This is a genomic window from Leisingera sp. (assembly GCF_034669605.1).
Classification (GTDB): domain Bacteria; phylum Pseudomonadota; class Alphaproteobacteria; order Rhodobacterales; family Rhodobacteraceae; genus Leisingera.
The window spans coordinates 1-23,439 of sequence record NZ_JAXMOX010000061.1 but is presented as its reverse complement, the minus strand read 5'-3'; the positions used below and the strand labels follow the sequence as shown (position 1 = coordinate 23,439).

General features: G+C 61.2%; 21 protein-coding genes. 14 read left to right on the top strand and 7 right to left on the bottom strand.

Features of this window, described 5'->3' with window-relative positions; translation table 11 throughout:
* The first annotated feature begins 23 nt into the window (after nucleotides 1-23).
* From VOI29_RS09820 to VOI29_RS09805, 4 genes are read left to right on the top strand one after another with little or no spacing between them, the layout of a single operon-like run.
* Nucleotides 24-1,274: a sarcosine oxidase subunit beta family protein gene (locus VOI29_RS09820; protein ID WP_024091841.1), complete on the top strand. Its 1,251-nt coding sequence runs from the start codon at nucleotides 24-26 to the stop codon at nucleotides 1,272-1,274.
* Between the two features lie 15 nt (nucleotides 1,275-1,289).
* On the top strand, nucleotides 1,290-1,577 hold the full coding sequence (locus VOI29_RS09815) for a sarcosine oxidase subunit delta (RefSeq protein ID WP_323778265.1): 288 nt from the start codon (nucleotides 1,290-1,292) through the stop codon (nucleotides 1,575-1,577).
* Nucleotides 1,574-4,600: a sarcosine oxidase subunit alpha family protein gene (locus tag VOI29_RS09810; RefSeq protein WP_323778263.1), complete on the top strand. Its 3,027-nt coding sequence runs from the start codon at nucleotides 1,574-1,576 to the stop codon at nucleotides 4,598-4,600. The genes VOI29_RS09815 and VOI29_RS09810 overlap by 4 nt, the downstream gene beginning before the upstream one ends.
* Complete coding sequence (locus VOI29_RS09805; protein WP_323778261.1) at nucleotides 4,593-5,174, top strand: sarcosine oxidase, gamma subunit; 582 nt, start codon at nucleotides 4,593-4,595, stop codon at nucleotides 5,172-5,174. The genes VOI29_RS09810 and VOI29_RS09805 overlap by 8 nt, the downstream gene beginning before the upstream one ends.
* A gap of 664 nt (nucleotides 5,175-5,838) precedes the next feature.
* On the opposite strand, the gene VOI29_RS09800 is transcribed toward VOI29_RS09805, so the two are convergent.
* The gene (locus VOI29_RS09800) at nucleotides 5,839-6,843 is read right to left on the bottom strand and encodes a GlxA family transcriptional regulator (protein ID WP_024091837.1); all 1,005 of its coding nucleotides are present in this window, start codon (nucleotides 6,841-6,843) and stop codon (nucleotides 5,839-5,841) included.
* 90 nt (nucleotides 6,844-6,933) lie between these two features.
* Nucleotides 6,934-8,280, bottom strand: coding sequence for an NAD(P)/FAD-dependent oxidoreductase (locus VOI29_RS09795; RefSeq protein WP_323778259.1), 1,347 nt, complete (start codon nucleotides 8,278-8,280; stop codon nucleotides 6,934-6,936).
* 161 nt (nucleotides 8,281-8,441) lie between these two features.
* Between VOI29_RS09795 and VOI29_RS09790 the strand changes: the two genes are divergently transcribed.
* A complete protein-coding gene (locus tag VOI29_RS09790; protein WP_323778258.1) occupies nucleotides 8,442-9,743 on the top strand; it encodes an ABC transporter substrate-binding protein in 1,302 nt (433 codons plus the stop codon).
* 21 nt (nucleotides 9,744-9,764) lie between these two features.
* Here the strand turns inward: VOI29_RS09790 and VOI29_RS09785 are convergent, their stop codons facing one another.
* Nucleotides 9,765-10,490, bottom strand: coding sequence for a FadR/GntR family transcriptional regulator (locus VOI29_RS09785; protein WP_323778256.1), 726 nt, complete (start codon nucleotides 10,488-10,490; stop codon nucleotides 9,765-9,767).
* An 801-nt stretch (nucleotides 10,491-11,291) separates the two neighbouring features.
* On the opposite strand from VOI29_RS09785, the gene VOI29_RS09780 reads away from it, so the two are divergent.
* Entirely contained in the window at nucleotides 11,292-11,504 is a 213-nt protein-coding gene (locus VOI29_RS09780) for a hypothetical protein (RefSeq protein WP_323778254.1), read from the top strand.
* A gap of 87 nt (nucleotides 11,505-11,591) precedes the next feature.
* Nucleotides 11,592-12,248, top strand: coding sequence for an XRE family transcriptional regulator (locus VOI29_RS09775; protein WP_323778252.1), 657 nt, complete (start codon nucleotides 11,592-11,594; stop codon nucleotides 12,246-12,248).
* 295 nt (nucleotides 12,249-12,543) lie between these two features.
* On the opposite strand, the gene VOI29_RS09770 is transcribed toward VOI29_RS09775, so the two are convergent.
* The 4 genes from VOI29_RS09770 to VOI29_RS09755 all read right to left on the bottom strand — a co-directional run bounded on the left by VOI29_RS09770 (nucleotide 12,544) and on the right by VOI29_RS09755 (nucleotide 16,392).
* The gene (locus VOI29_RS09770) at nucleotides 12,544-13,590 is read right to left on the bottom strand and encodes a DUF3445 domain-containing protein (protein WP_323778250.1); all 1,047 of its coding nucleotides are present in this window, start codon (nucleotides 13,588-13,590) and stop codon (nucleotides 12,544-12,546) included.
* A gap of 10 nt (nucleotides 13,591-13,600) precedes the next feature.
* Nucleotides 13,601-14,566: a PDR/VanB family oxidoreductase gene (locus VOI29_RS09765; RefSeq protein ID WP_323778248.1), complete on the bottom strand. Its 966-nt coding sequence runs from the start codon at nucleotides 14,564-14,566 to the stop codon at nucleotides 13,601-13,603.
* Entirely contained in the window at nucleotides 14,563-15,174 is a 612-nt protein-coding gene (locus VOI29_RS09760; protein ID WP_323778247.1) for a dimethylamine monooxygenase subunit DmmA family protein, read from the bottom strand. Before VOI29_RS09760 ends, VOI29_RS09765 begins: the two co-directional genes overlap by 4 nt.
* Before the next feature lie 72 nt (nucleotides 15,175-15,246).
* Complete coding sequence (locus VOI29_RS09755; protein ID WP_323778245.1) at nucleotides 15,247-16,392, bottom strand: aminomethyltransferase family protein; 1,146 nt, start codon at nucleotides 16,390-16,392, stop codon at nucleotides 15,247-15,249.
* Nucleotides 16,393-16,944: 552 nt separating this feature from the next.
* On the opposite strand from VOI29_RS09755, the gene VOI29_RS09750 reads away from it, so the two are divergent.
* The 7 genes from VOI29_RS09750 to VOI29_RS09720 form a co-directional block, all read left to right on the top strand.
* Nucleotides 16,945-18,321 carry an ammonium transporter gene (locus tag VOI29_RS09750; protein WP_323778244.1) on the top strand — a complete coding sequence of 459 codons (1,377 nt, stop codon included), beginning with the start codon at nucleotides 16,945-16,947 and terminating at the stop codon, nucleotides 18,319-18,321.
* 10 nt (nucleotides 18,322-18,331) lie between these two features.
* Nucleotides 18,332-18,547, top strand: coding sequence for a hypothetical protein (locus VOI29_RS09745; protein ID WP_323778242.1), 216 nt, complete (start codon nucleotides 18,332-18,334; stop codon nucleotides 18,545-18,547).
* A 134-nt stretch (nucleotides 18,548-18,681) separates the two neighbouring features.
* Nucleotides 18,682-19,578 carry a glutamine amidotransferase family protein gene (locus VOI29_RS09740; RefSeq protein WP_323778240.1) on the top strand — a complete coding sequence of 299 codons (897 nt, stop codon included), beginning with the start codon at nucleotides 18,682-18,684 and terminating at the stop codon, nucleotides 19,576-19,578.
* Between the two features lies 1 nt (nucleotide 19,579).
* Nucleotides 19,580-20,263: a protein GlxC gene (locus tag VOI29_RS09735; RefSeq protein WP_323778238.1), complete on the top strand. Its 684-nt coding sequence runs from the start codon at nucleotides 19,580-19,582 to the stop codon at nucleotides 20,261-20,263.
* A 17-nt stretch (nucleotides 20,264-20,280) separates the two neighbouring features.
* Entirely contained in the window at nucleotides 20,281-21,612 is a 1,332-nt protein-coding gene (locus VOI29_RS09730) for an FMN-binding glutamate synthase family protein (RefSeq protein ID WP_323778236.1), read from the top strand.
* 73 nt (nucleotides 21,613-21,685) lie between these two features.
* The gene (gene glnT / locus VOI29_RS09725) at nucleotides 21,686-23,017 is read left to right on the top strand and encodes a type III glutamate--ammonia ligase (protein ID WP_323778235.1); all 1,332 of its coding nucleotides are present in this window, start codon (nucleotides 21,686-21,688) and stop codon (nucleotides 23,015-23,017) included.
* A 299-nt stretch (nucleotides 23,018-23,316) separates the two neighbouring features.
* Nucleotides 23,317-23,439, top strand: a 123-nt coding sequence (locus VOI29_RS09720) for a formate--tetrahydrofolate ligase (RefSeq protein WP_291733590.1), incomplete at its 3' end; no start/stop codon positions are given.

Sequence of the window (23,439 nt, the reverse complement as noted above, 5' to 3'; positions counted from 1 at the left end):
CGGTGACAGATGGTGAGGACAAAATGCGGTACTCTGGCCTGAAAGTGATCAAGGAGGCCCTGACGGGCCACAAGGGATGGCGCCCGACCTGGCGCGATCCGGAACCCAAGAAAAGCTACGATGTGGTGATCATCGGCGGCGGCGGGCACGGGCTGGCAACGGCCTATTACCTGGCCAAGGAGCACGGCATCACCAATGTTGCTGTAATTGAGAAGGGCTGGATCGGCGGCGGCAACGTGGGCCGCAACACCACCATCATCCGCTCGAACTACCTGCTGGACGGCAACGAGCCGTTTTACGAGCTGTCGCTGAAGCTGTGGGAAGGGTTGGAGCAGGACTTCAACTATAACGCCATGGTCAGCCAGCGCGGCATTTTGAACCTGGTGCATTCGGACGCGCAGCGCGATGCGGCGCGGCGGCGGGGCAATGCGATGATCCTGAACGGATCGGACGCGGAGCTGCTGGACGTGGAGGGCGTCCGCGCCATGTACCCGTTCCTGAATTTCAACAACGCGCGTTTCCCGATCAAGGGCGGGTTGCTGCACCGCCGCGGCGGCACCGTGCGCCATGATGCTGTGGCCTGGGGCTATGCCCGCGGCGCGGATCTGCGCGGGGTGGACATCATCCAGAATTGCGAAGTCACCGGTTTCAGGATCGAGAACGGCAAGTGTCTGGGTGTTGAGACCACCAAGGGTTTCATCGGTGCCAACAAGGTGGCGAGCTGCGTTGCCGGGTCGTCGAGCCGGGTGATGGAGAAGGCGGGCATGCGCCTGCCGATCGAAAGCCACGTGCTGCAGGCGTTTGTGTCAGAGGGGCTGAAGCCGGTTCTGGACGGGGTCATCACCTTTGGCGCCGGTCATTTCTACTGCAGCCAGTCGGACAAGGGCGGCCTGGTCTTTGGCGGCGACCTGGACATGTACAATTCTTATGCGCAGCGCGGCAACCTGCCGGTGGTCGAGGACGTGATGGAAGGCGGCATGGCGCTGATCCCCAGCTTAGGCCGGGTACGGATGCTGCGCAGCTGGGGCGGTATCATGGACATGTCGATGGACGGCTCGCCCTTCATCGACAAGACCCATGTGGATGGTCTCTATTTCAATGGCGGCTGGTGCTACGGCGGGTTCAAGGCGACCCCGGCCTCGGGCTGGTGCTACGCGCATCTGCTGGCGACGGACACCCCGCACAAAGTGGCCACGGCCTACCGGCTCGACCGGTTCCGCAAGGGCTGCATGATTGACGAAAAGGGCCAGGGCGCCCAGCCGAACCTGCACTGAGGAAAGGAGCAAACGATGATTATCAACCATCCGATCCTCGGGCCGCGGGACAGCCAGGAATTCACCTACCTGGGTGACGCGGCGCTGATCGACCGGCCCGACTGGCAGGCCGAGAACGCGGCGGATCAGTTTCACGACTATCTGTACCTGCGCGACAACCCGGCGGGCGAGCACCGCGAGCTGTGGTTCCATGAGCAGGGCGACCGGTCCTGGCTGGTGGTGACCCGCAATACCGTGACCCATGAAATCCTGACTGTCGAACTGGCCCGCGATGTGGCCCGGGCAAGGGGGCGCAGCAAATGACTGATGCAATACTGAATGCCGGAACCGTTGCGTTCCAGGCCGATGGCAGCACCGGTGCCCGCAAGGGCGTGCAGGTGAACCGCCTGGATGGCGGGCTGATCAAGGGCAGCAAGGCGCTGACCTTCACGTTTGATGGCAAGCGATACAAGGGCTTCGAGGGCGACACGCTGGCCTCGGCGCTTTTGGCCAACGGCGTGCGGCTGATGGGCCGCTCGTTCAAATACCACCGCCCGCGGGGCGTGCTGACCTCCGGGTCGGAAGAGCCCAACGCGCTGGTTGAGCTGCGCAGCGGCGGACGGCAGGAGCCGAACACCCGCGCCACCACGGCTGAGCTGTACGATGGCCTGGAAGCCAATTCGCAGAACCGCTGGCCGTCGCTGAAGCATGACTTCATGGCTGTGAACGACCGGTTCTCGAACTTCCTGACCGCCGGGTTCTACTACAAGACCTTCATGTGGCCTGCGGCGTTCTGGGAGAAGATTTACGAGCCGATCATCCGCAAGGCGGCCGGCCTTGGCAGCATCAGTTTCGAGGATGATCCGGACGCCTATGACAAGGGCTTCCTGCATTGCGACCTGCTGGTTATCGGGTCCGGTCCCTCCGGCTTGATGGCAGCGCTGACCGCGGGCCGGGCTGGCGCCCAGGTGATCATCGCGGACGAGGACTTCCTGCTGGGCGGACGCCTGAATGCGGAAACTTTCGGCATCAATGATCTGACCGGTTCCGCCTGGGTGGAGCAGGTGCAGGCCGAACTGGCCGCGTTGCCGAATGTGCGGGTGATGCCGCGCACCTCGATCATCGGTGCCTTCGACCACGGCATTTATGGCGCGGTGGAGCGGGTGGCCGACCACGTGCTGGCACCGGAAGCGGGCAAGCCGCGGCAGATCCTGTGGCGGATTTATTCCAAGCGGGCGCTGCTGGCGGCAGGCGCCACCGAACGGCCCATCGCGTTTGAAAACAACGACCGTCCGGGCGTGATGCTGGCGGGGGCGGTGCGCGCCTATGCCAACCGCTGGGCGGTGACGCCGGATCAGAGTGTTGCGGTCTTCACCAACAACGACGACGGCCACCGCACCGCAGCGGATCTGATCGCCAAGGGGGTGAAGGTGACCGCGGTGATCGACACCCGCCCGGATGCGCCCAAGGTCGACGGCGCGGAACTGTTTGCCGGTGCCCAGGTGATCGACACCCAGGGCCGGCTGGGCCTGGAAACGGTGCGGTTGCGTCTGGCCAATGGCGCCACCCGCGATGTGCCTTGCGGCGCGCTGGCGGTGTCCGGCGGCTGGAACCCGAATGTGCATCTGACCTGCCACCAGCGCGGCCGCCCGGCCTGGCGCGAGGATATTGCCGCCTTTGTCCCCGCGGGGACATTGCCGCAAAACATGTCTGTGGCGGGGGCTGCCAATGGCGATTTCTCAACCGCTGCCGCCCTGCGCGCAGGGGCCGAGGGTGCGGTTGCCGCGCTGTCGGATCTTGGGATCGATGCGAAAGCTGCCGATCTTCCCGCGGCCGAGGATGCGCCCGTCAACGTGACCCCCTTCTGGTATGTGAAAGAAGGCAAAGGCCGCGCCTGGCTGGACCAGCAGAACGACGTCACCGTCAAGGACGTCAAGCTGGCGCATCAGGAGAACTTCCGCTCGGTCGAGCATCTGAAGCGTTACACCACGCTTGGCATGGCGACCGATCAGGGCAAGACGTCGAACATGGGCGGTCTGGCGATCATGGCCGAACTGGCGGGCAAGCAGATCCCCGAGGTCGGCACCACCATGTTCCGCCCGCCCTATACGCCGGTGTCCTTTGGCGTGATGGCCGGCCGTTCGGTGGGCGAGGAGTTCCGCCCCACCCGCAAGACCCCCAGCCACAAATGGGCTGAGGAGCAAGGTGCGGAGTTTGTCGAGGTCGGCCAATGGCTGCGCGCCCAATGGTTCCCCAAGGCGGGCGAAACCCATTGGCGCCAGTCGGTGGACCGCGAAGTGCTGCAGACCCGCAACTCGGTCGGCATCTGCGATGTGACCACGCTGGGCAAGATCGACGTGCAGGGCAAGGATGCGGCGGCATTCCTGAACAAGATGTACGCCAACGCCTTTGCCAAGCTGCCGGTCGGCAAGGTCCGCTATGGCCTGATGCTGCGCGAGGATGGCATTGCCTATGACGATGGCACCGCCGCCCGCTTTGCCGAGGATCATTTCGTGGTGACCACCACCACCGCCAACGCAGTTCTGGTCTACCGCAACATGGAATTTGCGCGCCAGTGCCTGTTCCCTGATATGGATGTGCAGCTGATCTCGACAACCGAGGCCTGGGCACAGTTCGCGGTGGCGGGTCCGAATGCCCGCAAGCTGCTGCAAAAGGTTGTGGACCCTGAGTTCGACATCTCGAACGAGGGTTTCCCCTTCATGGCCTGCGGTGAGATCACCGTGGCGGGCGGCTGCCGGGCGCGGCTGTTCCGGATCTCCTTCTCGGGCGAGCTGGCCTATGAGATCGCGGTTCCGACCCGTTACGGCGACGCGCTGCTGCGCAAGCTGATGGAAGCGGGCGAGGAGTTCGGCGCGGTACCCTATGGCACCGAGGCGCTGGGCGTGATGCGGATCGAAAAGGGCCATGCAGCCGGCAACGAGCTGAACGGCACCACCTCGGCGCTGAACCTCGGCATGGGCCGGATGGTCAGCAAGAAGAAGGACTGTATTGGCAACACCCTCAGCGAACGCGAAGGCATGAACCGGGAGGATGCGCTGAAGCTGGTTGGTTTCAAGCCGGTGAACGCCGCCGATCCGGTGCCGGCCGGATCGCATCTGATGAACGCCGATGGCGAAGTCAGCGCCGCCACCGATCAGGGCTATATCACTTCGGCCGCCTATTCGCCGGTGCTGGGATGCGCGATCGGGATCGGTTTCCTGAAGCGCGGTGACGCGCGGTTGGGCGAGGTGATCCGCGCGGTCAACCCGCTGGAAGGCAAGGAAGTCCAGGTCGAAGTTGTCAGCGCGCATTTTGTGGATCCGGAAGGGGAGCGTCTCCGTGGGTAAGTTTGATAATCATGGTCTGAAAGCCATTTCGCCGCTGGGCGGTCACGAGCCGCGGGTCGATGCCTTTACCGGGCTGCTGATCCGCGAGGTCACCGACCGGGCGCTGGCCTCGCTGGCAGCGCGCCAGGGGCAGGAAGAGGCAGTGAATTCCGCCGCTGCCGCATATCTGGGCGGCGCGCTGCCCGGGCCTGCGGGCTGGACAGAAACCGGTGCATTCGCCACCTGGTGGATGGGGCCGGATCTGTGGATGGTCTCGGCACCGCATGACAGCCACGAACTGCTGGCGGGTGAGCTGAAACAGGCCGTCGGCGAGGCTGGTTCTGTTGTGGAGCAGACCGACGGCTGGTGCCGCTTTGACATGGAAGGCGCGCGCTGTTCCGATGTGCTGGAGCGGTTGTGCAATGCTGATGTCCGCGGCGGAAAAGCGGGGAGTGCGGTGCGGACCTCAATGGAGCATCTGGGCGTCTTCCTGCTGTGCCATGCTCCGGGGCAGCAGTATTCGATCATCGGCCCGCGTTCCTCGGCCGGCTCCCTGCATCATGCGCTGATGGCAGCGGCAAAATCGGTGATCTGAGCCGGGTTGAAACAAAGAGAGCGCCGCATGTTTCCGTGCGGCGTTTTCCTGTTGGTGTGCAGCGAGGCGCCGCAGGACGGGCAGATCGCAAACTGTTGCATGGCCCCCATAGCGCATACGATGCCGGGGCGCATTGCGGCACCGTTCATCGCAAACCGCAGTTCTATCAGGCCGGACCCGCCGAAAGCCTCAGCTGCCCCGCTGCGGGCATCGGGATCATCCTGGCGCCTGCCTGTGACGGCCTCAGACAGCCGGACAACAGAGAACAAAAGAGACAAGGTCCGGCGGCAGTGCCTGTGCGTCCGCCCGCAGGATGGCGGTGACTGGGTGTTTCTCCAGGCCGAAAGCGATTGCTGGATTGGTTTCCGCCGCCACGCAGCTCCCGCAGTCCGCCGCAAGTGTGCCGCGCAGATGGGCAGCGTGGCGCTTGGGGGCAAGAAATCCGAAGATCCTGTTGTCGCGCAAAAGCAACGGCATACTGACCTTCGCAATGCGGGGGCATAATCCAGGATTACGTCCATCCGTCTTTCCGCGCGGCGGATTAATATGCGGCAATGGGGCAGAATCGCCTGTTTCTCACAATACCGGTCGCACCAGCAGGGAGCGGAACCGGGCACGCATTTGTGTCAGGCCGGGAAAACCCGCCGCTGCTGCCCGGGATGCGTCAGGCTGAGGGAATGGGGCGGTTGTCCTGGACCCGGAACAGGTTCACCTTCCGGCGTTCCTCCTGCGGGGTGACGCCAAAGCTGTCGCGGTAGTGCTGCGACAGGGTGGAGGAAGTGGCGTATCCAACCGCATTGGCGATCGAGGTGATGGAATCCCGGGAGTACATCACCAGCTGCCGGGCCGCGTTCATCCGCAGGGTACGGTAATAGATTGCAGGGCTTTGCCCGGTGGCGGATTTGAAGCTGCGCTCCAGCTGCCGCGGGGAGACGCCGATTTCGCTGGCGGCGTCGCGGATCGACACCGGATGCTCCAGATTGTCGGCAAACAGCTCCACCGCCTTGGCGACCGGCGGCGGCAGGCTGTCGGCGGTGCTGTCGGTCTTGAAGGCGGGGATTTTCTGACGCACGCCCTCGGCCCGGACCATCGGGTGCTGGAACCAGCAGGCGACTTCGGTCATCACCGCGTCGCCGAGGGCCTGTTCAATCAGCTTCAGCGACAAGTCGAACATTGCCGCAGCACCGCTGGCGGTAAAGCGGCGGCGGTCCAGAACAATTACATCGTCGACCGTTGCGAGCGATGGGAATTCAGCGCTGAAGGCGGCCTTGTAGCACCAGTGGACGGAGCAGCTGTGCCCGTCGAGCAGGCCGGAACGGGCCAGCGGGAATACCCCGCCTGACACCGCGCCCATTGTGGTGCCGTGGCGGGCCAGGTGGCGCAGCTTGCCGTTGGACCCCTTGGGGTCCTCGAACTTGCCTTGCGGGCTGGACAGCAGAAACAGCGTGTCGATGTCCTCGGCCTGGTCCAGGGCGCAGTCGGGCTGAAACGCCACATTGGCAGAGGCGTTCACGCCGGCGCCGGTTTCCGAGACCAGTTTCCAATGAAAGGTTTCAGTGCCGGCAATTTCGTTTGCCGCCCGCAGCGGCTCGATAGCCGAGGTCAGGCAGGCCATTGGAAAGCCGGGGAATATCAGAAAGCCAAGGGTCATGGTTTTATCGCGCTGCATAAGGTGGATATTAGCTTGCGAACAGGGATTCGCACAGCGGCGAAAGGTGCCTGCGCCGCCCAGGAAGGAAAACGGCGCAGGCGGATCTGCTTAGTTTTGCAGATATACTTCCAGCGAATCGTCCAGGGCATCCTTCCACGGGGTGTGGTGGAGAGGTGCCATGGTGCCGGTGATGACCGATTTGTAGGAATGGTTGGGGAAGGCCATGATGTCTTCGGCCTTGTGCCCCTTCCATTCATAGAAGGCCTGGCAGGCGCCGGCCACGTCGAAGGTCGGGTAATCGGTCTCTTCGATCAGTTCCAGCACGTAGTCGCCCTGGTATTTGATCGCGTATTTGACGTCGTCCGAGGCTTCTTCGCGCTTCTCGCGCTCCTTCACGTCGGCCAGCAGGGTTGCCTTGTCCGAGGGGATTTCGATCTTGCCCATGATCGCATCACGGACCCACCAGGCCTGGGCGTCGAACATGTTGAAGGTGAACCACTGATCCTGCATGCCCAGATAGAACATCTTGGGGTTATGGGCAAAAACCACACCTTTATACAGGTCAGCCGCGGCAAGGCGGTTGGCGGTCTTCAGGCGCAGGTCGTCGGGCAGGAAGCTGAAGAAATGCTTGTAGCCGGTGCAGAGAATAATCGCGTCGACTTCTTTCTGGGTGCCGTCCGCGAAGAATGCGGTGTTGCCCTTGACCGTTTCCAGCGCCGGAACCTCGTCCCAGTTGTCCGGCCATTTGAAGCCCATCGGAGCAGACCGGTAGGAGGTGGTGATCGATTTGGCGCCGTATTTCCAGCACTGCGAGCCGATGTCTTCGGCCGAGTAGGAGGCGCCGAGGATCAGGATGTCCTTGCCCTTGAATTCGCGCGCGTCGCGGAAGTCATGGGCGTGCAGAACGCGGCCGTTGAAGGAGTCGAAACCCGGGTAGAACGGCACGTTCGGAGTCGAGAAGTGGCCCGAGGCGCAGATCACGTGGTCGAAGTCTTCCTTGTAGGTGCTGTCCTTGGCGTGGTCGTGGACGGTGACGGTGAAATTGCCCTTGTCCTCGTTGTATTCGACCCAGCGGATCGGCGAGTTGAAGCGGATCCACTTGCGCACATCGGCTTTTTCCACCCGGCCTTGGATATAATCAAACAGCACGGCGCGCGGCGGGTAGGATGCGATCTGCTTGCCAAAATGCTCTTCGAACGAATAATCGGCAAACTCCAGGCCTTCCTTGGGGCCGTTGGACCACAGGTAGCGGTACATCGAGCAATGCACCGGTTCGCCGTTTTCATCCAGGCCGGTGCGCCAGGTGTAGTTCCACAGCCCGCCCCAGTTGTCCTGCTTTTCAAAGCAGACGATTTCCGGGATCTCTTCGCCCTTGTTGGCGGCGGATTGGAATGCGCGCATCTGAGCCAGGCCGGAGGGGCCGGCGCCGATGATGGCAATGCGTTTCTTGGTCATGTGTCTCTCCCATTGGTATGGACCAATATTATGGTTTGGTTCCTTTGGTCTGGTCCAATTAGTCCAAAACTGCACCGTCAAGTCAACATATTTTCACGGAAGGAATAAGATTTTTACTCAATGGACTGGCGGGGCAGAGAAATATTGTTAGGATTCGAGCCATGAAGACAACGAGTTTTGTGCATCAGCTGACGGCCCGCGCAGCGCTGCCGCGGCTGTCGGTGGAAATGACAGAAACGGTGAATATCGGCTTTCTTGGGCCGCTGTCGGGCCGGGTGGAGAGCTGGGGGCTGCCCGGGCTGAATGGCTGCCGGATCTGGGAGGACGGGCTGAACAAGGCCGGCGGGGTGCTGATCGGCGGCCGCCGCTACCCGATCCGCATCCATGCCTACGATTGCGGATATGACCCGGAACGCGCGCTGGAGGGGGCAATGGAGCTGGTGCAGCAGCGCAAGGTGAAGCTGATGCTGATGCTGGGCGGCGATACCTTTGCGCCGGTGCGCGATTTCCTGATGCGCAACAAGGTGTTGACCTCGACACTGCTGCCATCCGATTTGTCGCCCGATACGCCCTATCTGATCGCCCCCAGCGAAGCGCACCCGATCCAGAATGTGACCGGCGTGGCCTGGCTGGCGGAGAACAAACCGGATTTGAAAACCGTGGCCTTGTGCAGCCAGGCGGATCTGCTGGGGATGCCGTCGCAAGCAGTTTACCGGGCGGCGTTCAAGGCCGCAGAGAAAACGATTCTGCGCGAGGTGCAGTATGATCCGGGCTCCAGCGATCCGGGGCCGGTGGTGGACCCGATGCTGGAGAGCGGTGCCGATATCCTGTGCTGGTGCTCGTCATATGCGCCGATGGTGCATGCGATGACGGAATATGCTTATGCCAAAGGGTTCAAGGGGCAGATCATCAGCTGCACCATGGATGGCTATGATCAGCTGGTGGAGCGGACGTCGCCAGAATTCATGGAGGGTGTGGTTTTCCAGTTCCCGGATTTTGACGATCCGCTGCTGCGGGAAAAGGCGTTTTTCTTTAACCGGCCGCATGTGTTTTACGAAGAATACAACCGCCGTTTCCCAGGCAGCTGGTCGGCGGTCAGCTGGGAGTATGTGGCGATCCTCGACATCTGGCACAGCGCGGTGGAGAAGGCGGGATCGGTCGAGCCTCCATCTGTGCTGGCGGCGATGAAACAGTTGGGCCATGTCACCCACGCCTTCGGCCATGCGGAATGGTGGGGAGAGGAGATATTCGGCATTTCCAATGCCTTGGTTGGGGATTGGCCTGTCGTGACCATACAGGAAGGCAAGGCGCGGATTGCCAGTTTCAAGTCGATTCCCGGCTGGCTGGTGCAGCATTCCGATTTGCTGAAATCCGAAATGGCGGCCTTGGGGCAGCTGTGGCACCAGCGGCTGGAAAGCGGTGCGCCGGGCAGTGAAGTCAGCTCGCGTGCGGTGAAGGTCTGATCGGGCAGGGCCCGGCCCGGCTCAGACCTCCTGCAGCAGCAGTTTCTGTTCGTCGATCAGATGCAGTTTGATGAATTCCACCGCGGATTCCACATCGCGTGAGGCGATCGCGTTGAACAGCGTGTTGTAGCGTTTCTGATATTCCTGGATCCGTTGCGGCGTCAGATGGCGGCGGCGCAGCGCGGTGCGGTAGGACAGGCGGCAGGCCTCGATTGTCAGCTCATAGCAGGAGTGCAGCAGCGGGTTGCCGGTGCCCTCGGCAATTTTGCGGTAGAGATCTTCCTCCGCCTCGATGAATTCCCCCGGATCGGTGCGCACGGCTTCGACGCGGGACAGGGTCTGGTCCAGCTCCTCGATCTGGCGCGGGGTCATGTTGATCACCGCAAGGCGCACCAGTTCCGGTTCCAGAATGCCGCGCACCACCAAATGGTCCAGCGGCGAAACTTCCCTGGCAAGTGCAGAATAGGATGTTTCGGGTTTGGGATCAGAGCGGAATTTGACAAAACTGCCGGACCCGGGGCGGCGGTGGATCACGTCCTGACCGGTGAGAACATCCAGGGCTTCACGCACGGTGTTGCGGGCAACGCCCAGTTCCGAGGCCAGCGTGCGTTCTGACGGCAGCCGGGTGTCGACCGCATAGGTGCCCGCCTTGATGCGGGCGAACAGCGTGTCGATCACGACTTGCACCGTGGCACCAACCGAATGGGTGGTCAGAATTTGCGAGGTGGTGTCTTCCGCTGAGCTCATAGTCTGTATTTTCCGGGCCGGATGGGCGGGGGAATCCCCTGCGCCTGATCGCTGTGACAAAAGTGCAGTTACCCGCTTTGACGGCCTTAATGCAACTGTCTGACACAGCTGGGATTGGTCTTGAGGCTAACGGTTCTTCGGCACGGCGGCAAGAAAGTTGATGAAAATTGGTTCTTAAATTGGTTGGGCAGGTGTCCTGCTGACACTTTCCGCAAAATCCTGTTTTTGCTCAATTTTAAGAGAGATCATTGCCATACTTCCGTGCGAATGGTTCTGGATTGGTGCTTTTTTGGTTCGTTATTTGAAAGAATATATCTTTGCGGTGAACCAGTTCGCTATTGGCCTTGATCCAAGATAGGGCCAATTTATCCCAGCTGGTTCAGTTCTATTGCGCAGAGATCAGGGAACGCCAAGGACTGCGGCCGCACCCCGCGTAAAACACCGCCGCTTAAAAACAGGCGGGTCCGCCAAGGGAGAAGAGAAAGATTTCCATGATCGTGAAATCGGGGCTGACCCGGAGGATGTTCCTTCAGCCGGCGGCGGCAAACGCATATCCTGCTACTCTTGCGAGGGGGTCATCGTGGCGGTCTGCCTGTGGAGCCAGTGGCGGATCGAGAAATCACCGGTGCATTCCGTTCAAACATTTTTGCCGCGATCATCGGCTGGGACCGGGAGAACCGCCTGCGCAAGGCTATGAGGCTGTTCCGCTTGGCGGATATGTTGGCGCGGGCTGCCCTTCGCGGCGGATGATCTGCGCCGGCCGGCCAGCGGCATGCCAGCCGCTGGCGCGTCGAAAATCCAGTGCTGTTTGACGGCACGCGCAAGGTTCCGGGGACCTGTTTTCTGCCGCTGGGTGACGGACTTTATCCAGGTCCGAATGCTTTTATGCGCAAATCCAGGCCGGATGGTCCGGGTTGTGGTGGCAGCGTGCCTGCAGAATTGGGCGGCTCAGCAACAAATTTCTTTCCTGTGGCGGTAAGGGGTTGGGAAAAAGTGGTAATGGCAGTAAAATAATTTTCGCGTGGTTTCTTGTGTCCGGAAAATTTTTGCGTACCGCCCGCTGCGCGCTTGTCAGAGGCTGTCCAGAAGGAAGATAACACAGTGGCTAAACCCAAAGACGATAGCGACGCAGTGGCAAACTACCTTTCTCAAGATCCGCACCGGGTCCGCGACGGCGCGGAAAAAGTTCTGGAAGTGGCGATTGGCCGCGAAGTCCGGTCGTTCCGGCGCCAGCAGGGAATCACCGTGGCGGATCTTGCCACGCTGACCGGGCTGTCGATCGGGATGCTGTCGAAGATCGAGAACGGCAATACATCCCCGTCGCTGACCACGCTGCAATTGCTGGCCAACGCGCTGAGTGTTCCGATCACTTCGTTCTTCCGCCGTTTCGAGGAAACCCGTGAGGCGGTGCATACCAAGACGGGCGAAGGCGTCGAGACCGAGCGTGCCGGTACGCGGGCGGGTCATCAGTATCAGTTGCTGGGGCATCTTGGCGCCAATGCCTCGGGTGTTTTGGTGGAACCTTACATGATTTCCCTGACCGAGGAGTCGGATGTCTTTCCGACCTTCCAGCATGATGGCGTCGAGATGCTCTATATGCTGGAGGGCGAGGTGGATTACCGGCATGGCGACAAGGTTTTCACGTTGAAGCCGGGCGATACGCTGTTTTTCGACGCCGACGCGCCGCATGGGCCGGAACAGCTGATCAAGCTGCCGGCGCGGTACCTGTCGATCATTTCCTATCCGCAGTCGAGCTGAGCCGTGGCGGGATTGCTCCCGCCTGTTTCGGACCATCTGAAAATGCCCCTGCACAGTTGGGACCGGCGCCGCGCACTGCGCGGCGCGGTGGCACCCTGCTGCGAGCCTCCCGGCTGAGGCCTGCGGCGCGCCAAGCACGCTGCCCGGTCCAACGCTGCGAGGGGCAGGCGCCGCCTGCCGTCTGACGCGCGGGAGCGTCCCGGCACACAAAAAAACTGCCGCGCCAGAGGCAGCGGCAGTCAGAGAGGCGGGCCTGAATGACAGGGGGGGGACGGCCCGCCAAATCCGCTCGGGATCAGTCGTCGTCGGCCCAGATGCCATCCGAAGTCGGGCTGCCGTCGTCATGTTGCGAGAGCCATTCGACCATCATCGGCCGGTTGTCGATGAAGCCCTTGTAGGTCGCCAGCTCCTCGGGCAGGTCGCGGATTACCCGGTGCAGGCGGCGGCCCCATTTCGGCACCGTCACCAGATCGTTGAAGCTGATCAGGTAGCAGCGGATCGGAAACACCAGCGCGTTGGAGCGCGGCAGCCGGAAGAAGGTCTGCAACTCGACCCGCAGGTGCTGCTTGTCGCCCAGGTTCTCCATGGTGAGGTCCTGCTTCATCTCGCCCCACTTGTGGTAGTTCTCTGGCGAAGTGTCGAGCAGCGGGTTCACTGTCATGGTCCAGTTCAGGCGCCGCGCGGGCTGGCCCTGCTGGATGTTCAGAAGGAATTTCAGGGCGCGCACGAAGATGCCCATCTCATGCGCCTTCGGCACCGGCGCATGCCATTCAAAGAAGTTCATGCCGATGTCGAAATCCAGGCTCCAGTCGGCCTGGGTGGTGACCATGCCGGCATCCATCCACAGGTTGTCGTCGCGCTGGTCCAGCAGGGCAAAGTCGCCCTGCGTCTGGCGGGTGATGTATTCCATCGGCCCGTAGGGCAGGGTGCTTTCATCGAGGAAGGTGAAGGTGTCGTCGATGCCCAGCGGCTTGTTGACCCAGCGCCAGCGGTTGCCGTTCTTGTGCAGTTCGAACAGGTCGGGGTATTCGCGCGCCTTGGCTTCCATGATCAGCTCGACCAGGTCCCAGCCTGCCAGCGTCATATGCGGCAGCGACTGGCAGCGCAGCGGATCATCCGCCAGCACCTGGGCGCGGTCCTTCATTTCCGCGACATAGTGCTCGTCCACGTCGAAGGTGCGCTCGAACACCGAGCCGGGCCGGTAGGAGGTGTGCGGCTCCATGTTCACCGAATACATGTAGCTGTCTTCGTGGAACGGGAAGGGGAAGCGCTTGATCGCCCACTCCGAGTTGCGGAAGGTGAAGTCGCCGCGAAAGGTTTCGTCGTTGAATTGAATGGTCATTTTCTTTTCCTCAGCGATCCAGAACCAGGGTCTTGCCCTCAAAACGCGACACGCAGGGCATGATATGCTTGCCGCCGGCCTTCTGCTCGTCTGTCAGCCAGTGATCGTGGTGCAGGAACTTTCCGTCGTAGCCGATGACATTGGTTTCGCACTGGCCGCAGGCGCCGCCGCGGCAGAGGTAGGGGGCGTCGACGCCCGCGGCCTCGATGGCTTCCAGCAGCGACTGATGCTCGCCGACCTGGATCACCTTGCCGGAGACCGCCAGCTTTACCTCAAACGGTTTGCCGGAGGCCGGCGCCAGGAATTCCTCGGAATGCACGGCCTCGCGCGGCCAGCCCATTTCCGACGCGGTGCCATGCACCCAGTTGATCATGCCCTTGGGGCCGCAGACATAGACATGCGTGCCTAGCGGTTGGGTGGCGAGCAGGGTCTTGAGGTCGATCGCCTCTCCCTGGTCGTCATGATAGATATGCACCTTGCCCGGGTAGTTCGCCGACAAGTCGCCGGAATAGGTGCCGAGCGAAGCGTTGCGCACCGAATAGTGCAGCTCAAACTGGCCGCCCATCATTGCCAGCTGATGCATCTGGGCCATGAACGGGGTGATGCCGATGCCGCCGGCCAGCATCAGGTGCTTCTTGGCGCGCAAATCAAGTGAGAACAGGTTCACCGGGTTGGAGATCACCATCTCCATGCCCTCTTTTACCTGGGAATGCATGAATTTGGAGCCGCCCCGGCCTTCATCATCACGGCGGACCGAGATCGTGTAGGCGCCGCGGTCGGCCGGATTGGACATCAAGGAATAGGCGTTGAGCCGGGTGATGCCGCCATCCTGCATTTCGACCACGGTGTGTGCTCCGCCCGAGAAGGTGGGCAGGGCGCCGCCGCCGGTGCGGACGAATTTGAAACGGGTGACCAGTTCATTGATCGGTTTGACCTCGGCCACGGTGACATTCAGTTTTGCGGTGCCAGCACTCATTTAAACAGCTCCACTTTCTCGGGGATATTGCCCGGATCTTCGGCATCCACCCGCACGCCCTGGAAGGCGGCGATGCGGCGCGAATAGTGGTCGCGCACAAACAGGCTCAGGCCGCAGTGGCTGCATTCGAAGGGATCGGTGGTGACGTCCTCGGTGATGCCTTTGCAGTGGACGCACTGCATGCGCCGCGCGGTCGAGCCGCGGTGTTCGGTCTGGATCGCAGTGTGCGGAATACCCGCTGTGGTCGCCTCATACATCGCCTGGCCCATCAGGCTCTCGGTGCCGGTCAGGTAGACCTGGGTGCCCATGTGGCAGTTGTTCAGGGCGCGGCGGATGCGGCTTTGCGCGGCCTCATAGGAGGGGCCGGCGTAAAACTGGCCCGCACCCAGCTGTTCCAGCTGGCTGCTGTATTTGGTGCCTGTTTTCTTGGGGATATAGATGATATGGGCCTTGGCCCAGAAATCCTTATCCGCGGTTTTGGCCAGATCAAGGATTGCTTCGGCGCCTTCGGCGTCGGCGATCATCAGGTGGCCGCTGCCCGGGCGGGCTTCGAGCTCGCCGTAGACGGGGCGGCTGTTGATGGAGGGGGGGAATTCGGTCTTAGGCATGTGGGTCGCTTTTCCTGCAGTCCGGGTGAACGAAAGCGGGCGCCCCCGGGATGGGGACGCCCGGGATCCGGATCAGCCCTTTGCGGTGCGGATCGATTTGTCCTTGTCGTAGAAGGGCATCTCTTCGGCGGTGGCTGCAATCTCGGTGCCATCGCCATTGCGGACCGTCAGCTTGGTGCCCGGCTTGGCGCAGGCCACCGGCATCCGGGCGATGCCCACGTTGTGGTTGTTGACTTCGGAGTACATACCATAAGTCACCACGCCGACTTTCTCGCCGTTTTGCAGAAGATCGGCGCCTTCGTCCGCCGGGGTGGTGCCCTCCAGCATGACGCCGTAAATCTTGAAGCGTTCCTTGCCTTCAGCGGCATAGTGGTTTTCGGCGCCGATGAAGCCGGTCTTGCCGGGGGACACGGTGAACTCCAGACCCAGCTCCCACAGAGTGTCGCCGCAGGTCTCATTGTCGAACGGATAGGTTTCGGAGTTGTCGCCCGGATAGAACAGCAGATAGCTTTCGGTGCGCAGCAGATCCAGCGTCGAGAATTGGACCGGCACAATGCCCAGGCCTTTGCCCTCTTCCAGAATGCTGTCCCACAGGTGAACCGCATCTTTGGATTGGCAGAAAATCTCATACCCGCGTTCACCGGTATAACCGGTGCGGGAGATCATCACCGGGCAGCCGAACAGTTTGGTCTGGATGATGCCGAAATAGGCCAGATCGCGGATGCCAGGGACATATTCGGCCAGAAAATCAACGGCGACAGGGCCCTGCAGCGACATGTCGTGCAGATTGTCGTCGAAGATCACCGAGCAATTCTTGCCTGCGGCAACCGCGTTCAGCTGTTCCATGCCGGTTCCGGTGCCGTGCACAATCAGCCAGCTGTTCACCGACAGGCGGTAGATGATGCAGTCGTCGACAAACTTGCCCTGGTCATTCAGGATCGAGGCGTAGGTCGAGCGGCCCGGCATGATCTTTTCGACGTTGCGGGTGGTGACCCGGTCGATAACTTGCGCGGCGTGTTCGCCGACAACATGGACTTTTTTCAAACCGGACACGTCCATAAGGCCGGCCTTGGTGCGGACCGCCTCATAGTCGGCCTTGGCGCGTTCGGGGCTGTGGTCATAGAACCACGCGGTTCCCATGCCGTTCCAATCTTCAAGCTCGCCGCCGATTTCCTTGTGCCGCTGCGCCAGTGCTGAAGTCCGCCAGATAATGGCCATGATCTATGTCTCCCAAGATAGTGGTGGACCAAATTTCGCGATTTGGTTCCATTGGTCTGGTCCAGTTAGCCAAGAGAGTAGGCGCTGTGTCAACGATTATTCCTAGCAGGAAAAAGATTTTGCCGAAAAGGCCGATTCCGAATGGGTTTGCGGCATAGAATGGCCGGAAATGGTCTTTTAGGCAGGATATTTGAGGCTGCACCGGCCGCGGAAGGACCTGTTTCGGGGGGAATCGGCACCTTCCAATGCCGGAGATTCGGTTGATTGCGTCGCAAATCCACAATTATGCCGCGTATCCCCAAAAAAACCAAGCGCGGGCAGCTGCCATGAGGGGGTAACGGGCAGAATGCCGTAAGCCCTTGGGAGCGTACGTTTAAGAGGTTCTGCAGCTGCGCAGTTCAGTGGTTTGATGGCTGCGCTGGCTTTTCTGAGGGTAAATAAACTTTCACACGATTATTGACAGCTCCGCCTCCTGAGACTCAATAATATATGAAAATAATATTCCCAAGAGGCAAGAAAGCCCGGGAGAACTGCCAACAGGAGGGCAAAACATTGGATGGAAATCTGAACGCGTTAACAACGGTGTTCACCGAGTTCTACTACTGGGTGACCGTTGTCTTCATGTTCCTCATACACGTGGGGTTCTGCATGTACGAGGTCGGCGCCAGCCGCCACCGCAACCACATGCACACATTAATGAAGAACATCATGATCATTCCGCTGGTCACGGTGACATTCTTCTTCTTCGGCTGGTGGATCTACTGGTCATTCCCGAGCTTTCCGTTTTTCGGCGGGCTGAATCACGATGCCGGTTCCGCGAACCTGCCGTGGTCGCAGAACATGGCCACCAACCTTTCCGACCGGATCACCGGTGTGTTTTGGGCTGCATTCCTGCTGTTTTCCTGGACTGCCGCCTCGATCGTGTCGGGCGCTGTGATCGAACGGATCCGCTCCTCGGCTTTGTGGGTGCATGCGGTGATGATCGGTTCGGTGTTCTGGATCATCGACGCAGCCTGGGGCTGGCACGCCGAAGGCTGGATGGTGAAGTATCTCGGCTACCACGATGCCTATGCATCCGGGGTGATTCACGCGGTGGCCGGCGGTTACGCGCTGGGTGTGATCATGGTGCTGGGCCCGCGGATCGGCAAGTTTGCCGCCGATGGCACCCCGCGCGATATCCCGCCGCATAATCCCTGGATGCTGACCATCGGTATCTTCCTGATCTACACAGGGTTCTGGGGCTTCTATGCTGCTTGCAACATTCCGGTGATCTCGCCCGACGGCATCGGCGGACTGCTGACCGGTGAAACCTGGACGGCCACCAATATCTATCTGGCGCCGACCTCGCTGTCTGCAATCACCTTCAACTTCCTGATGTCGATGTCGGGCGGGCTGATGGCGGCCTATCTGGTATCCAGGGGCGATGCATTCTGGACCTTCTCCGGCGGTCTGGCTGGAATCATCACCGCATCTGCCGGCAACGACCTCTATCATCCGGTCCAGGCGATGCTGGTTGGCGCCGTCGGAGTGGTGATCGTGTACAAGCTGCACTACTGGATGGAGCGTACCTTCAAGCTAGATGACGCAGTGGGCGCGGTTGCCGTGCACGGTTATTCCGGCATTGTCGGCCTTATCCTCGCGGGCTTCCTGCTGTGGGGGGCGCCGAGTTCGCCGTACGATGGCTATGCAACGGTCAATCCGGTCGGCCAGACCATCGGCGCGGTGATCATGTTCGGCGTGCTGGGCTGGCTGCCAGGCTTTGTGATCTCCAAGATCCAGGCCGCTGCAGGTGTGCTGCGGATCCCGCTCGAAGTCGAGCTTCAGGGCCTCGATTACGCAGAGCACCATGCCTACGAGGATGCCAAGGCAGCCATCATCGAAGCCGACAAGGCTGCCTTGACCGGCAGTTCCAGAGTCCCTGCAGAATAAGGAGAACGAAATGTCTACCATTGGTTATGACAGCTGGGCAGTGGACCTGGCGGAGGTTGGGCCAGTCTACCCCTTCCAAGGATACGAAGTTTTCATGGTGATCTTGGGGGTGATCTTCTGGATTGGCTGGCACCGGATCCAGTTTGCCCGGGAAAGTAAACACCTGGAAAAGGCCAGGCATATGGGTGATCAGGATAAAATCCACGCTTTGCTGGAAAAATACTGACCTGAATACATCGAAGGGCGCGCCAGTAAGGCGCGTCTTTCACTTCCGTCAGAGGAAAAAAAGTTTCATAAGAGTTGAACGGTCGCTCGCAAGGTGCTAGCGTTGATTCGAGATGAAAAGTAGGAGGCACACCCATGTGCGGGATTGTCGGTCTTTTTCTAAAAGACAAATCACTTGAGCCTAAGCTGGGCGATATGCTCACCGATATGCTCATCACCATGACGGACCGCGGTCCGGACAGCGCCGGTATTGCCATCTATGGTGCCGATACCGCAGGGCGGACCAAGGTCACGGTTCAGTCGGATTCGCCGGATGAGGCGTTTGACGGCTTGGACGGCGTGCTGGCCGAGGCGTTGAGCGGCGATGTATCGATCCGGGTGATCGATACCCACGCGGTGCTGGACCTGCCTGCGGGCAAGGAAGAAGAGGCCCGCAGCGTGCTGGCCGAACTGCGCCCCGGCATGCGCATCATGAGCGCCGGCGAAGCGATCGAGATCTACAAGGAAGTGGGTCTGCCCGAGAAGGTCGCCGAGCGCTTCAACGTGCGCGGCATGAGCGGCAGCCACGGCATCGGCCACACCCGTATGGCCACTGAATCCGCCGTCACCACCGAGGGCGCTCACCCGTTCTCGACCGGACTGGACCAGTGCCTTGTGCACAACGGTTCGCTGTCCAACCACAACGCGCTGCGCCGCCGCCTGAAGCGCGAAGGCGTCCGCATCGAAAGCCAGAACGACACCGAAGTCGGTGCCGCCTATCTGACCTGGAAGATGCAGAACGGCGCCACCCTGGGCGAAGCCCTGGAAGGCACGCTGGAGGATCTCGACGGTTTCTTCAACTTTGTCGTTGGCACCAAGGACGGCTTTGGCGTGGTCCGCGACCCGATCGCCTGCAAGCCGGCCGTGATGGCGGAAACCGACCAGTATGTGGCGTTCGGCAGCGAATACCGCGCGCTGGTGAATCTGCCGGGCATCGAAGACGCCAAAGTCTGGGAGCCCGAACCCGCAACCGTTTACTTCTGGAACCACTAAGATGCAGACATATGATCTTGAAGCAAATGGCCTGCGCGGTCTGAACTCGGCCCTGCAGGAACTGAATGGCAGCTCGAACAAGACTGCCTGGGAAATCGTCAACCCCAAGGGCAGCCATGCGATTGCCGTGGGCCTGTACTCGCCGGTTGAGGTCACGGTCAAGGGCTCGACCGGCTACTACTGCGCCGGCATGAACCAGCAGGCGACCGTCAAGGTCGAAGGCTCGGTTGGCCCCGGGGTGGCGGAAAACATGATGTCCGGCACCGTGATTGTAGACGGCGATGCCAGCCAGTACGCCGGTGCAACCGGCCAGGGCGGGCTGCTGGTGATCAAGGGCAACGCGTCGTCGCGCTGCGGCATCTCGATGAAGGGCATCGACATCGTCGTGCACGGCAACATCGGCCATATGTGCGCCTTCATGGGGCAGGCTGGCAATCTTGTGGTGCTCGGCGACGCCGGAGATGCGCTGGGCGACAGCTGCTATGAAGCGCGGTTCTTTGTGCGCGGTTCGGTCAAAAGCCTGGGTGCCGATTGCATCGAAAAGGAAATGCGCCCCGAGCATATCGAGATCCTCAAGGATTTGCTGGCGCGTTCCGGTGCAGACGCCAAGCCGGAAGAGTTCAAGCGCTACGGTTCGGCCCGTAAGCTTTACAACTTCGACGTCGACAACGCGCAAGCGTACTAAGGACAGGGATCACAAACATGGATAACACTAAAATCCCCCGTACGGTCCCGATCCAGTCGGCGACTTTCTCCAACCCGATCAACGCGGAAATCCGCCGTGCTGCAGCCACCGGGATCTATGACATCCGCGGCGGCGGCGCCAAGCGCAAGGTTCCGCATTTCGATGATCTGCTGTTCCTCGGCGCATCGGTCTCTCGCTACCCGCTGGAAGGCTACCGCGAGAAATGCGAAACCAAGGTGACCCTGGGCACCCGTTTTGCCAAAAAGCCGATCGAGCTGGACATCCCGGTCACCATCGCCGGCATGAGCTTTGGCGCGCTGTCCGGTCCTGCCAAGGAGGCCCTGGGCCGCGGTGCATCCGCTGCAGGCACGTCCACCACCACCGGTGACGGCGGCATGACCCCGGAAGAGCGCGGGCATTCCAGCAAGCTGGTCTATCAGTATCTGCCCTCGCGCTACGGGATGAACCCGGATGATCTGCGCAAGGCTGATGCGATTGAGGTTGTTGTGGGCCAGGGCGCCAAGCCCGGCGGCGGCGGCATGCTGCTGGGGCAGAAGATCTCGGACCGGGTTGCGCACATGCGCTGCCTGCCCAAGGGAATCGACCAGCGTTCGGCCTGCCGCCATCCCGACTGGACCGGCCCGGATGATCTGGAAATCAAGATCCTCGAGCTGCGCGAAATCACGGATTGGCAGGTTCCGATCTATATCAAGGTTGGCGGCACCCGCCCCTATTACGACACCGCGCTGGCGGTGAAGGCCGGGGCTGACGTTGTGGTCCTCGACGGCATGCAGGGCGGCACCGCTGCGACCCAGGATGTGTTCATTGAACATGTCGGCTTGCCGACGCTGGCCTGTATCCGCCCTGCCGTGCAGGCGCTGCAGGACCTGGGCGTGCACCGCGAAGTGCAGCTGGTGGTTTCCGGCGGCATCCGCACCGGCGCAGATGTGGCCAAGGCGATGGCGCTGGGCGCCGACGCGGTGGCCATCGGCACCGCAGCGCTGATCGCGCTGGGCGACAATGACCCGAAATGGGAAAGCGAGTACCAGAAGCTGGGCACCACCACCGGCGCCTATGACGACTGGCACGAAGGCCAGGATCCGGCTGGCATCACCACTCAGGATCCCGAGCTGATGAAGCGCGTCGATCCCGTTGAAGCCGGCCGCCGCCTGCGCAACTATCTTAAGGTAATGACGCTGGAGGCGCAGACCATTGCTCGCGCTTGCGGCCATAACCATCTGCACAACCTCGAACCCGAGGATCTGTGCGCCCTGACAATGGAGGCCGCCGCCATGGCGCGTGTGCCGCTGGCCGGTACCGACTGGTATCCTGGCAAAGCAGGGTTTTAATGATTGGCAGGCGCGGCCGGGCAATGGCCGCGCCTTTTCCACAACACACTCAACAGGGAAAGGGAGTGGGACCATGACGACAGATCTGGCTGCTTTCGCAAAAGAAAAAGGCGTCAAATATTTCATGATCTCCTTCACCGACTTGTTCGGTGGCCAGCGCGCCAAACTGGTGCCGGCGCGGGCGATCGCAGGTATGCAGGAGGATGGTGCGGGGTTTGCCGGTTTTGCAACCTGGCTTGATCTGACCCCGGCGCATCCCGACATGCTGGCGGTGCCGGATCCAAACGCCGTGATTCAGCTGCCTTGGAACAAGGAAATTGCCTGGGTCCCAGGCAATTGCGTGATGGAGGGCGAAGATGTCGCCCAGGCGCCGCGCAACGTGCTGCGCCGTCTGATCAAGGAGGCCGCGGACGAAGGCCTGCATGTGAAAACCGGGATCGAAGCCGAGTTTTTCCTGCTGACCCCCGATGGCGAGGAAATCTCGGACCCCTTCGACAGCGCCGAAAAGCCCTGCTATGATCAGCAGGCCATGATGCGCCGTTTGGACGTGATCCGCGAAATCAGCGACTACATGCTGGAGCTGGGCTGGGGCGCGTATCAGAACGACCATGAGGACGCCAACGGCCAGTGGGAAATGAACTGGGACTTCGATGATGCCCTGGCCACCGCTGACAAACACAGCTTCTTCAAGTTCATGGCAAAATCGGTGGCGGAGAAGCACGGTTTCCGCGCGACCTTCATGCCGAAACCGGTAGAGGGCCTGACCGGCAACGGCTGCCATGCGCATATCTCGGTCTGGGACGCTCCCGGCGCGGATTCACGCAACAATGTCTTCGCGGCCGAAAAAGGCACAGGCGATATCGCTGAACTGGGACTCTCCGAACAGGGCGGCTACTTCCTGGGCGGCATCATGAAACATGCCTCGGCGCTGGCGGCGATCACCAACCCGACGGTGAACTACTACAAGCGCATCAACGCGCCGCGCACCATGTCGGGCGCGACCTGGGCGCCGAACACCGTCACCTGGACCGGCAACAACCGCACTCACATGGTGCGCGTGCCCGGCCCCGGCCGGTTTGAATTGCGCCTGCCCGATGGCGCCGTGAACCCCTATCTGCTGCAGGCGGTGATCATTGCAGCCGGGCTTTCCGGCGTCCGCTCCAAGGCCGACCCCGGCCCGCGTCATGACATCGACATGTATGCCGAAGGCCACACCATCACCGACGCGCCGAAGCTGCCGCTCAACATGCTGGATGCGCTGCGCTTCTACGACAAGGACGACGGCCTGAAAGCAATGATGGGCGAGGAATTCTCTGCCGCTTACCTGAAGATGAAGCAGCAGGAGTGGAACTCCTTCGTCAACCACTTCTCCCGCTGGGAGAAGGACAACACGCTGGATATCTGACCCGGCAGTGATTCCCCCTGTCTGGCCTTCGGGCCGGACCTTGCATGGCCCGGGCATTGCCCGGGCCCTTTTTGTTTGCGGCAGCACTTGCCGCATATGCGCCGTCTTCACCCGGGGTGAAATTCCGCTTGTTTCCGATGGGCGCCGGAAATGGAGAAAATGCCCTGTTTTTCAGGCGGATTTGGTCAGGAATGTGTTGACGTGCAGGAAAATAATTTGAGTAATAGGAATATATAGAGCCTCGCTAAGGCAGCCGCCGCGGGGGTTCAGCCAGAAAAGACGGCAAAAGGGAGATCGCCATGAGCTACAAGAGTGACATCGAGATTGCGCGTGAAGCGCAGAAGAAACCGATCCAGGAGATTGGTGCGAAGATCGGGATTTCGGACAGCGATCTGCTGCCCTACGGCCACGACAAGGCAAAG